Genomic DNA, 11,165 nt, shown 5'->3' on the forward strand with positions numbered 1-11,165 from the left:
GGGGCTTTCGTCGCTGTCACCCGAGAGGCATGACATCTGTCACGCGGCACTCCGGACGCCCGGCACTGCCCCCGCCCACCCCCCCGAAGCCACGATGTCCGTATGACATCGACAGCGCCGGTGGTCGGATTCGACCAGGTGAGCAAGACGTACGACGCAGTCCGGGCCGTGGACGGACTGACCCTGGCCCTGCGCCCGGGTCAGACCGTGGCGCTGCTGGGCCCCAACGGCGCCGGCAAGTCCACCACCCTCGACCTGCTCCTCGGCCTCAAGAAGCCCGACAGCGGCACGGTCCGCCTCTTCGGCACCAGCCCCCGGGACGCCATCGTCGCCGGGCGCGTGGGCGCCATGCTGCAGAGCGGCGGGCTGATGGACGAGGTCACGGTCACCGAACTCGTGCGGCTCGCCTGCGATCTGCACCCCAAGCCGTACCGGCCCTCCGAGGTCCTGTCCCGCGCCGGCATCGAGCAGATCGCCGACCGCAAGGTCAACAAGCTCTCCGGCGGCCAGGCCCAGCGCGTCCGCTTCGCCCTCGCCACCGCCGGCGACAGCGACCTGATCGTCCTGGACGAGCCCACCACCGGCATGGACGTCACCACCCGCCAGGCCTTCTGGGCCACCATGCGCGAGCAGGCCGACCAGGGCCGGACCGTGCTCTTCGCCACCCACTACCTCGAAGAGGCCGACGCCGTCGCCGACCGGGTCCTCGTCCTGCACCGCGGCCGGCTCCTCGCCGACGGCACGGCCGCCGAGATCAAGGCCAAGGCGGGCGCCCGCCGCATCTCCTTCGACCTCGCGGACACCCTCGACGAGGCCGCCCTGCGCGATCTGCCCTTCCTGACCTCCCTGACGGTCTCCGGCCGGACCGTCCGCATCCAGTCCACCGACGCCGACGCCACCGTCCACGCGCTGTACGGCCTCGGCGTCTACCCCCGCAACCTCGAAGTCGCCGGGCTCGGCCTGGAGCAGGCCTTCGTCGCCATCACGACCGCCGAGGAGGCGAAGTCGAAGTGAACAGCCTGATCAAGCTGGAACTCACCCGAGCCCTGCGCAACCGCAAGTTCCTGTTCTTCTCCGTCATCTACCCCGCGGTCCTGTTCCTGATCATCGCGGGCAACGCCGACAGCACCACGAAGGTCCCCGGCAGCGCCCTGACCCTCCCGACCTACATGATGGTCTCGATGGCCTCCTTCGGAGCCCTCACCGCCGTCCTCATGGGCAACAGCGAACGCATCGCCAAGGAGCGCGAAGGCGGCTGGGTACGGCAGCTGCGCCTGACGACGCTGCCGGGCCGCGGCTACGTCCTCGCCAAGACCGCGAGCGCCGCCGTCGTCAGCCTGCCGTCCATCGTCATCGTCTTCGCCGTCGCGGCGATCGTGAAGGACGTACACCTGGACGCCTGGCAGTGGCTCGCCCTCACCGGCGCGATCTGGGCCGGCAGCCTGGTCTTCGCCGCGCTCGGCGTCGCCCTCGGCTACCTCGCCAGCGGCGACGCGGTCCGCCCGATCACCATGATCACCTACTTCGGCCTGTCGATGCTCGGCGGCCTGTGGATGCCGACGACGACCTTCCCGGGCTGGCTCCAGGACATCGCCGAGTGGCTCCCGACGCACGCGTACGCTGCCCTGGGGCAGGCCATCGAGCAGAGCCGGGCCCCGCACGTCCAGGACCTCGTCGTCCTCGTCGTGTCGTTCGCCCTGTTCGCGGGCGGCGCGGCCTGGCTGTACCGGAAGGACACCCTGAAGGCGTGAGCGGCAACGGGTTCGGTATGGGGCAGCGCCCGGTGAACCGCAGGCAGCGGGTGGTGAAATCGCTGTGGACCGGTATCTGGCTGGTCTACCTGAGCGCACCCGTCACCGACCTGCTGCACGGCGGCCACAGCACGGGGGTCCGCGTCCTCGGCTGGATCGGCCTGGCCGCCTTCGTCGCCTGGTACATGGTGCTGGTCTTCCGCACCGGCCGGGGCGAGCGCAACGACCTGGTCCTCGGCTCGCTCGGGGTCCTCGCCGCCCAGTCCGCGCTCCTCGCCCTCACCCTGGGCCGCGAGTGGCTGGTGCTGTTCGTGTACGTCTCGATCGCGTCCGGCGCGGCCCTGCCCCTGCGCATGGCCCGCTGGACCATCCCGGCCGCGTGCGCGCTGCTGACCGCCGTCGCGCTCGCGGTGCCGGGCGGCCGGTCCTACCTGGCGAGCCTGCTCATCCCGGCCCTGCTCGGCGGTTTCGCGATGACCGGCGTACGCGAACTCGTCCGCACCACCATCGCGCTGCGCGAGGCCCGCGCCACCGTCGCCCAGCTCGCCGCCAACGAGGAGCGCCTGCGCCTCGCCAGGGACCTGCACGACCTGCTCGGCCACTCCCTCTCCCTGATCACGCTCAAGAGCGAGCTGGCCGGCCGCATGCTGCCCGACCACCCCGGCAAGGCCGCCCAGCAGGTCGCCGACATCGAGCAGGTCAGCCGCCAGGCCCTGGTCGACGTACGCGAGGCCGTCACCGGCTACCGCCGCCCCCGGCTCAGCGCCGAACTCGCCGGTGCCCGGGTCGCCCTGACGGCGGTCGGCGTCACCGCCGACCTGCCCGACGAACCGGATCTCAACGGTGTCCCCGAGGACAGCGAGTCCGCTCTCGCCTGGGCGCTGCGCGAGGCCGTCACCAATGTCGTACGGCACAGCGGCGCCCGCCGCTGCGCGGTCGAGCTGCTGCATCGCCAGACCCTAGACGGCCCGGTGCTCGAACTCGCCGTCGAGGACGACGGTTCCGGTGGCGCGGGGGACGGCCACGGCAACGGCCTCACCGGCCTCACCGAGCGCCTCGCCAAGGCGGGCGGCACCCTGGAGGCCGGTCCGCTCAAGCACGGGTTCCGCCTGGTCGCCCGCGTGCCCTCGGCCGGACCGGCGGACGTAGGATCCCCGGCATGAGCCGCACGATCAAGGTCCTGCTCGCCGAGGACCAGTCGATGGTCCGCGAGGCCCTGGCCGCCCTGCTCGGCCTGGAGGAGGACATCGAGGTCGTCGCCCAGGTGGCCCGCGGCGACGAAGTCCTGGACGCGGCCCGCGAACACGCCGTCGACGTGGCCCTCCTGGACATAGAGATGCCCGGCGCCACGGGCATCGAGGCCGCGGCCCGCCTCCACGCCGACCTCCCGGACGTCAAGCTGGTGATCCTCACCACCTTCGGCCGCCCCGGCTACCTCCGCAGCGCGATGGAGTCCGGCGCCGACGCCTTCCTGGTCAAGGACGCCCCCGCAGCCCAACTGGCCGAGGCGATCCGCAAGGTCCTCACCGGCGAACGCGTCATCGACCCCACGCTCGCGGCAGCGGCCCTGGCAGAAGGCGCCAACCCGCTGACGGACCGGGAGCGAGAAGTCCTCCGAGCAGCGGCGGACGGCTCCACCAACGCCGAACTGGCAGCGTCCCTGCACCTCTCCCAGGGCACGGTCCGCAACTACCTCTCCACGGCCATCCAGAAACTGGCAGTGAGAAACCGAGCGGAGGCGGTCCGGGCAGCTCGTGAAAAGGGCTGGCTCTGAGGGCGTCAGTTGAGCATCGCCCTGGCCGCCTGAGCCTCCCCCCGCACTCGCTCCGCGGCCCCCTCATCCACCGCCCGCACGACCTCCGCATAGGCCTCCAACTCCACGGCCCCACCCAGAAAATCCCCCCGCCCCACCAGCAACTGCGCCCGCTCGTACCGCAACCGAGCCGGATGCGAGGGCAACAGCAGCGACAACTCCACCGCCCACAACGCCACATCGGACCGCTCCGGCCGGGCCGCCGCCCACGCCCGCACGTTGTTCAGGATCCGCAGCACCACATCCAGCGGATCGGCCGGCCGCAGCATCGACGGATCCAGGTGCGTCCCCGTCGCCCCCGCGACCAGCAACTCCGCGTCCGCTCCCGTCAGCACCCGCCCCCCGTCGAACGGATCGGCGAGCACCTGCCCCTCGTCCGGCCCGAACCCGACGACGAAATGCCCCGGCAGGGCCACCCCGTACACCGGCGCCCCGGCCCGCCGGGCCACCTCCATCCACACCACGGACAGCAGGATCGGCAGCCCGCGACGCCGCACCAGCACCTCGTGCAGCAGCGAGGACTCCAGGCGCTGGTAGTCGGCCGGGGTGCCGTGGAACCCCATACGGTCCCCGAGCAGCTCCCGCAGGGCCACCGCCCACGCCTGCGGCCGGCCGGGCCGGTACGGCAGCAGCCCGGCCAGCCGGTCCAGCTCGACCTGCGCGGCGTCGATGCCTGCCTCGTCCAGCCCTCCGTCCGCCGCCGCGCCCACCAGCAGGCACAGCGTCGACAGATCGGGCCGCTCGGACCGGGCCTCTTCGGCGAACCGCCGCCGCAGCTCGGCGGAACGCTCCGGGGACGGGGGGTAGGGGGAACGCATAGCTGGCTCGTGCCCTCTCACGACGATCGGTCACCTACCGGGAACCCGGGCATCCGGCTCCCGGTAGTGGTGGTAGGCGTGGTGCGCGGCGAAACCCATCCCGGCGTACAACGCCCGCGCTCCCTCATTGTCGGCCTCGACCTGGAGCCACGCTGCCGACGCGCCCTCGTCCAGGGCCCGCCGGGCCAGCGCCGCCATCACGGCCGTGCCCAGCCCCTGCCGCCGCAGCTGCGGATCGACCTCGACGGCGGCGAAGCCGGCCCACCGCCCGTCGACGACACACCGTCCGATGGCGTCCGGAGCCGCCGCCCGCTCCGCACCGGGCACGGTGGCGAACCACACCGAGGGACCGGCGCCCAGCACCCGCAGCGCGACCTCGCTCACGCCCTTGCGCTGGTACCGGGCGAGCCACGCCTCGTCGGCCTCCCGGGACAGCGCGACCCCCGACGGCTCGGCGAGGTCGGCGACCGGCGCCAGCGGCCCGACCCACAGCTCGGCCGTCACCTCACGCACCCAGCCCCGCTGCTCCAGCTCCGCGCACAGCAGCTCCTGCGTGCCCTCGGCGCCGGTCGCGGTCTGGACGTAGGCGGGCAGGCCGCGCTCGCCGTACCACCGCCGCACGGCGTCGAGAGCCTCGTCCAGGGACACGCCCGGGTCACCGAGCGGCAGCACGGAATTCGCCCGGCGTGTGAACCCGGACGCGGCCCGCAGCTCCCAGTCCCCGAGCCGCTCGCTCTCCACGGGCCGCCAGGCCCGCGCGGCGACCCGGGCCAGCTCCTCGTAGGAGGCGGCCGGACCACGGCGACGCGCCGGCGCCGCGGGGACGAGCTTGCCCGCGACCAGCGCGGATTCCGCGATGCGGACGCTCTCGCCGCTCTTGCGTGTGATCAGCAACACACCTTTGTTCCATGATGTGAGAACTCCGACCGTGTCGGTGAACTTCTCACCCGGAGCAGCATGTTCGATCATGCTCCGTACGGAGACCCGTTTGCCCACGTCAGCGGCGGTGATACGGACCTCGAGTCGCCCGGCGGCTGAGATTTCCACTGGTCAGTTCACCCCTCCTGTTCGGATCATGCCCAGGAACGGAGATACTAGGGGCGGGCATCGACGACGCCGCGCTCCCGCGCGCCAGGCGGCGGAGCCTGAGGAGGCCCGCCAGCGCCCTATCGAGGAGGAACGACAGCGTGACCTACGTCATCGCGCAGCCTTGTGTCGACGTCAAGGACAAGGCGTGCATCGAGGAGTGCCCGGTCGACTGCATCTACGAGGGCTCCAGGTCCTTGTACATCCACCCGGACGAATGCGTCGACTGTGGTGCCTGTGAGCCGGTCTGCCCGGTCGAGGCGATCTTCTACGAGGACGACACTCCGGAGGAGTGGAAGGACTACTACAAGGCGAACGTCGAGTTCTTCGACGAACTCGGCTCCCCCGGCGGCGCCAGCAAGCTGGGCCTGATCGAGCGCGATCACCCCTTCATCGCCGCGCTGCCGCCGCAGGCCTAGTCACCGCAAGCGGCCGGCACACCCGTGCCGCCTCGGTCCCGTACGGCCCGACCACGCCCTGGTCGCCGTACGGGGCCGAGGCGTTTGCCGCGCGACGGCTCGTCCGTACCAGAAAGTGAGCCAGAAACCGTGTCCGCAGTCTCCGACCGTCTCCCCGCTTTCCCCTGGGACAAGCTGACGCCGTACAAGGCCACGGCCGCCGCCCACCCGGACGGCATCGTGGACCTGTCGGTCGGCACTCCGGTCGACCCGGTCCCCGAGCTGGTCCAGAAGGCGCTGGTCGCCGCGGCCGACTCCCCGGGCTATCCGACCGTCTGGGGCACGCCCGAACTGCGCGACGCGATCACCGGCTGGGTCGAGCGCCGTCTCGGCGCCCGGGGCGTCACCCACCGCCACGTCCTGCCGGTCGTCGGCTCCAAGGAGCTCGTCGCCTGGCTCCCGACCCAGCTGGGCCTCGGCCCCGGCGACCGGGTGGCCTATCCGCGCCTGGCCTACCCGACGTACGAGGTGGGCGCCCGCCTGGCCCGCGCCGAGTACGAGGTCTACGACGACCCGACGGAGCTGGACCCCGAGGGCCTGAAGCTCCTCTGGCTGAACTCCCCGTCCAACCCGACGGGCAGGGTCCTGCCCAAGGAGGAGCTCACCCGGATCGTCGCCTGGGCCCGCGAGCACGGCATCCTGCTCTTCTCCGACGAGTGCTACCTGGAGCTGGGCTGGGAGGCCGACCCGGTCTCCGTGCTGCACCCGGACGTCAACGGCGGCTCGTACGACGGCATCGTCGCCGTCCACAGCCTCTCCAAGCGCTCGAACCTGGCCGGTTACCGGGCGGCGTTCCTGGCCGGCGACCCAGCGGTCCTGTCGCCCCTGCTGGAGATCCGCAAGCACGGCGGCATGATGACGCCGGCACCGACCCAGGCGGCGGTGATCGCGGCCCTCGGCGACGACGAGCACGTCCGCGTCCAGCGCGAGCGCTACGCCGCCCGCCGCGCCCTCCTGCGCGAGGCCCTCCTCGCCCACGGCTTCCGCATCGACCACAGCGAGGCCAGCCTCTACCTGTGGGCCACGCGGGGCGAGTCCTGCTGGGACACGGTGTCCCACCTGGCCGAACGCGGCATCCTGGTCGCCCCCGGCGACTTCTACGGCCCGGCGGGCGCCCAGTTCGTCCGAGTGGCCCTGACGGCAACGGACGAGCGGGTAGCGGCAGCGGTCCAGCGCCTGTAACGGCCGGCAACGCCGAGCACCGGCCAAGACACCCCAGCTGTACCGACACGACCGAGGGGCCCAGGGAACTCCCTGGGCCCCTCGGCCGCTGAGATCCGGCGTCAGCCGACCGGCAGACTCTTGACCGGCAGCGAGTCGGCCGACGGCACCCCGCCCTTCGTCAGGGAGTCCGTCGGCAGACCGCCCTGCGCCGAACCAGCCGCGTCACCGACGATCTGCCCGGCCGAGCCCGCCGCGTCACCGGCGGCCTTCTGCGCGACCGGCGTGGTCTTCTTGACCGCCTTGCCGCCGGTCTTGCCCGCGGCCGGCACCGCCTTCTTGACGGTCTTGCTGCTGTCACCCGCGGTCTGGGTGACGTTCTGCGCCGCGCCGTCGACGGTGTTGCCGACGTTCGCCCCGTCCAGGGCGGTCAGCCCGCCGAGGTTCGGGGTGGCCGGCAGCTCGGGGGCCGCGCTGGCGGAGCCGGCCGCACCGACCCCGGCAGCCGCTCCCGCAGCGACGATCAACGCGGCACGGGCGATCCGGCGGGTCAGGGGGAGGGACATGGTGCTCCTTCGACGGGAGGAAACGGTGAGGTTGTGAAGTGTCCGACCGGGTCCGGTAGTTGATCGACTGGCTGTTGATCGCCCCGGCTCGGACGCAGTGACTACCGCTCGAAGCCCGCGAAGGTTGCGGCGCCGCAACGTAAAGAGTTGGCAATGCGTCGCATTATCGCCTGCGGATAAAAACGGGCAAAGAGGCCCCCACCGGAAACCCCGCCGAATCCTTCCAGCTCTTTGTTTCCAAGGGTTCTCACGGTGTCCGGGTGAGAACGCCAATACCTGCGCACCCGGTCCCCGTCACGCCGTGCGGGTAGCTCCCAGGGGTGAAGACCCGCACCCTTGCGCGATCTAGCCCATGGTCACGATGCGGACCGCGTCCGCGTCCCGCTCCGCACCCGCCGTGCCCTTCGCGCCGGCCTGACGCCACTCGCTGGCGGTGTTCCCGGCGACCCACTCCCGCCCCGCGTACGTGACGCGTGCGATGTGCAGCTCGGAGGCGTTGGCCACGGCCCAGTGCGCCAGCTGCCAGCCGCGCTGCTCCACGCTCTGCCCGCCGGCGGCACTCGTGTCGGCGGTCACGGGCAGCGTCATGGTCCGCCCGTCGGACCCGCCCGTACCGCTCGGGGAGGGCGCAGGCAGGGCCGCCGACGAGCGGCCCACCTCCGCACCGGCCGGCTCCAGCACATCGCGCCCGAAGTCCCGCACCAGCGCCGCACGCACCCCGTCCGGGCCGGCCGCCCGGGTCGCGGCCGGGCGGCCCTCGCAGGTCAGCGTGGCCGCGGAGTGCCCGGTGAGAGCCGCCGCGAGCAGCGCCGCGTCCGGCTCGTGCTTGGCGTAGGCCTGCGGGAAGCCGCTGCGCTGCACGCGCTGCGCGGCGTCGGTGAGGGGCAGCCGCGTGTAGCCGGGCACCTTGACCAGGTGGTCGAAGAACTCGCCGGCCGAGTACGCCGGGTCCAGGATCTCCTTCGGCGTGCCCCAGCCCTGCGAGGGCCGCTGCTGGAACAGGCCGAGCGAGTCCCGGTCGCCGTGTTCGATGTTGCGCAGGCCCGACTCCTGGAGAGCGGTCGCCAGCGCGATGGTCACGGCCCGCTCCGGCAGGCCGCGTCCGTCGCCCACGGCGGCGATCGTCGCCGCGTTCACCGCCTGCTCGGGCGAGAAGTCGTACGACGCCCCGTCGCCCTTGCCGGAGACGACTTTGCAGCCCGGCTCGCCCGCGCCCCCGGTGACGTACTGCACCACGAGGTAACCGGCGATCGCGAGCAGGACCACGAACGCGGACCCGCATCGGAAGAGGCGGCCGCGACGTTTGGGAGAGGACGGCTCTGACACGCCGTACAAGGTACTGGAGAGTACGGAGTGCCTTGTGCCAGGTGTGGACAGTGGGCACCGGCATGGCGCGTTAGGGTCGACGGCATGGCCGACACCTCCCTTGACCTCACGCTGGACGCCGCGGAGCTCACCGCCCGGCTCGTCGACTTCCGCTCCGAGAGCGGCACCGAGAAGCCGCTCGCGGACGCGATCGAGACCGCGCTGCGCGCGCTGCCCCACCTGACGGTCGAGCGGTTCGGCAACAACGTCGTGGCCCGGACGGACCTGGGCCGCCCGGAGCGGGTGATCCTGGCCGGTCACATCGACACCGTCCCGATCGCGGACAACGTCCCCTCCCGGCTCGACGAGGACGGCGTCCTGTGGGGCTGCGGCACGTGCGACATGAAGTCGGGCGTCGCGGTCCAGCTGCGCATCGCGGCCACGGTCCCCGCCCCCAACCGCGATCTGACCTTCGTCTTCTACGACAACGAGGAGGTCGCCGCGGAGCTGAACGGCCTCAAGCACGTCTCCGAGGCGCACCCCGAATGGCTCCAGGGCGACTTCGCGGTCCTCCTGGAACCCTCGGACGGCCAGGTCGAGGGCGGCTGCCAGGGCACGCTGCGGGTGCTGCTGAAGACCAGGGGTGAGCGGGCCCACTCGGCGCGCGGCTGGATGGGCTCCAACGCGATCCACGCGGCCGCCCCGATCCTCGCCCGGCTGGCCTCCTACGAGCCCCGCCGGCCGGTGATCGACGGCCTGGAGTACCGCGAGGGCCTGAACGCGGTGGGCGTCACCGGGGGAGTGGCCGGCAACGTGATCCCCGACGAGTGCGTCGTCACCGTCAACTTCCGCTACGCGCCCGACCGCACGCCCGAGGAGGCCGTGGCCCACGTCCGGGAGGTCTTCGCGGACTGCGGTGTGGACGAGTTCGAGGTCGTCGACCACAGCTCGGCCGCGATGCCGGGGCTGTCCCACCCGGCGGCGAAGGCGTTCATCGAGGCGGTGGGCGGCACCCCGATGCCGAAGTACGGCTGGACGGACGTGTCCCGCTTCTCGGCCCTGGGCGTTCCCGCGGTCAACTACGGCCCGGGCAACCCCCACCTGGCGCACAAGCGGGACGAGCGCGTGGAGACCGCGAAGATCCTCGCGGGCGAGGAGCGTCTGCGCACCTGGCTGACGGCGTGAGCGGCCGGAACGTCATCGTGTTTACGCCGCTCGATCGCGGACATGCTCACGTCCCTCGTTCGTAACCCGCGTAGATCTACGCTGAGGCGGAACGACCGGCACGACGGAGGGAGCGCACATGGCGACCGGCAACCCCGAGGGGAAGAAGCAGCCGCCGGACGAACAGCGCCTGGGCCCGGTCCTCCGGAGGCGGAGTCAGGTCCAGGCCAGCACCACCGACCAGCGGCTGCTGGACGCGGGCGGACCCTCCGACTGGGTCCACACCGACCCGTGGCGGGTGCTGCGCATCCAGTCGGAGTTCATCGAGGGCTTCGGCACGCTCGCCGAACTCCCGCCCGCGATCAGCGTCTTCGGCTCGGCCCGGACCCCGGAGGGCTCGCCCGAGTACGAGGCGGGCGTCCGGCTGGGCCGGGGCCTGGTGGACGCGGGCTTCGCGGTCATCACGGGCGGCGGCCCGGGCGCGATGGAAGCTGCCAACAAGGGCGCCGTCGAGGCGAGCGGCATCTCGGTCGGCCTCGGCATCGAGCTGCCGTTCGAGCAGGGCCTGAACCAGTACGTCGACATCGGCCTGAACTTCCGGTACTTCTTCGTCCGGAAGATGATGTTCGTCAAGTACGCCCAGGGCTTCGTGGTCCTGCCCGGCGGCCTCGGCACCCTCGACGAACTCTTCGAGGCCCTGACCCTCGTCCAGACCCAGAAGGTCACCCGCTTCCCCATCGTCCTGTTCGGCAGCGAGTACTGGGGCGGCCTGGTCGACTGGCTCCGCCACACCGTCATCGCCCAGGGCAAGGCCGCGGAGAAGGACCTCCTGCTGTTCCACGTCACGGACGACGTGGACGAGGCGGTGGCCCTGGTGTCGAAGGAGGCGGGCAGGTAGCGGCGAGCCGGGGGGCCAGGGGGCGGAGCCCCCTGGTACCTCTGGGCAACGCCCTAGGTGTATTGACCCGTGAGGTTGGGGACGCGGCTGGCGGGTGGTTTGCCTGCGAGCGCTGTGTGTCCGCGGTGGTGATTGTAGGTGTGCA

The 11,165-nt window shown here is 72.1% G+C and carries 12 protein-coding genes; 8 read left to right on the forward strand and 4 right to left on the reverse strand.

The window, feature by feature from the left end:
• Positions 1–102: 102 nt before the first annotated feature.
• From ACFZDA_RS23100 to ACFZDA_RS23115, 4 genes are read left to right on the forward strand one after another with little or no spacing between them, the layout of a single operon-like run.
• The gene (locus ACFZDA_RS23100) at positions 103–1,014 is read left to right on the forward strand and encodes an ATP-binding cassette domain-containing protein (RefSeq protein ID WP_391084532.1); all 912 of its coding nucleotides are present in this window, start codon (positions 103–105) and stop codon (positions 1,012–1,014) included.
• Entirely contained in the window at positions 1,011–1,751 is a 741-nt protein-coding gene (locus tag ACFZDA_RS23105; RefSeq protein ID WP_391084534.1) for an ABC transporter permease, read from the forward strand. The genes ACFZDA_RS23100 and ACFZDA_RS23105 overlap by 4 nt, the downstream gene beginning before the upstream one ends.
• Positions 1,748–2,914 carry a histidine kinase gene (locus tag ACFZDA_RS23110; protein ID WP_391084537.1) on the forward strand — a complete coding sequence of 389 codons (1,167 nt, stop codon included), beginning with the start codon at positions 1,748–1,750 and terminating at the stop codon, positions 2,912–2,914. The genes ACFZDA_RS23105 and ACFZDA_RS23110 overlap by 4 nt, the downstream gene beginning before the upstream one ends.
• Positions 2,911–3,525: a response regulator gene (locus tag ACFZDA_RS23115; RefSeq protein ID WP_391084540.1), complete on the forward strand. Its 615-nt coding sequence runs from the start codon at positions 2,911–2,913 to the stop codon at positions 3,523–3,525. Before ACFZDA_RS23110 ends, ACFZDA_RS23115 begins: the two co-directional genes overlap by 4 nt.
• A gap of 5 nt (positions 3,526–3,530) precedes the next feature.
• On the opposite strand, the gene ACFZDA_RS23120 is transcribed toward ACFZDA_RS23115, so the two are convergent.
• Together ACFZDA_RS23120 and ACFZDA_RS23125 are read right to left on the reverse strand one after the other, a co-directional pair.
• On the reverse strand, positions 3,531–4,382 hold the full coding sequence (locus ACFZDA_RS23120) for a tetratricopeptide repeat protein (RefSeq protein WP_391084544.1): 852 nt from the start codon (positions 4,380–4,382) through the stop codon (positions 3,531–3,533).
• Between the two features lie 30 nt (positions 4,383–4,412).
• On the reverse strand, positions 4,413–5,429 hold the full coding sequence (locus tag ACFZDA_RS23125; protein WP_391084547.1) for a GNAT family N-acetyltransferase: 1,017 nt from the start codon (positions 5,427–5,429) through the stop codon (positions 4,413–4,415).
• 140 nt (positions 5,430–5,569) lie between these two features.
• Here ACFZDA_RS23125 and fdxA point away from each other — a divergent pair, with 140 nt between their 5' ends.
• On the forward strand, positions 5,570–5,887 hold the full coding sequence (fdxA, locus tag ACFZDA_RS23130) for a ferredoxin (RefSeq protein ID WP_010047804.1): 318 nt from the start codon (positions 5,570–5,572) through the stop codon (positions 5,885–5,887).
• Between the two features lie 129 nt (positions 5,888–6,016).
• Positions 6,017–7,108, forward strand: a complete 1,092-nt coding sequence (locus ACFZDA_RS23135) for a bifunctional succinyldiaminopimelate transaminase/glutamate-prephenate aminotransferase (protein ID WP_391084551.1) — start codon at positions 6,017–6,019, stop codon at positions 7,106–7,108.
• A gap of 101 nt (positions 7,109–7,209) precedes the next feature.
• Here ACFZDA_RS23135 and ACFZDA_RS23140 read toward each other — a convergent pair whose 3' ends face one another.
• Positions 7,210–7,653: an ATP-binding protein gene (locus ACFZDA_RS23140; protein WP_391084554.1), complete on the reverse strand. Its 444-nt coding sequence runs from the start codon at positions 7,651–7,653 to the stop codon at positions 7,210–7,212.
• Positions 7,654–7,998: 345 nt separating this feature from the next.
• Positions 7,999–8,979: a heavy metal transporter gene (locus tag ACFZDA_RS23145; RefSeq protein ID WP_391084557.1), complete on the reverse strand. Its 981-nt coding sequence runs from the start codon at positions 8,977–8,979 to the stop codon at positions 7,999–8,001.
• Between the two features lie 84 nt (positions 8,980–9,063).
• Here ACFZDA_RS23145 and dapE point away from each other — a divergent pair, with 84 nt between their 5' ends.
• Positions 9,064–10,143, forward strand: a complete 1,080-nt coding sequence (gene dapE / locus ACFZDA_RS23150) for a succinyl-diaminopimelate desuccinylase (protein WP_391084559.1) — start codon at positions 9,064–9,066, stop codon at positions 10,141–10,143.
• A 118-nt stretch (positions 10,144–10,261) separates the two neighbouring features.
• Positions 10,262–11,020, forward strand: coding sequence for a TIGR00730 family Rossman fold protein (locus ACFZDA_RS23155; RefSeq protein WP_391084562.1), 759 nt, complete (start codon positions 10,262–10,264; stop codon positions 11,018–11,020).
• The last annotated feature ends 145 nt before the right edge of the window (positions 11,021–11,165 follow it).

The sequence above is a fragment of the Streptomyces sp. NPDC007991 genome (genome assembly GCF_042958445.1).
Lineage (GTDB): Bacteria > Actinomycetota > Actinomycetes > Streptomycetales > Streptomycetaceae > Streptomyces.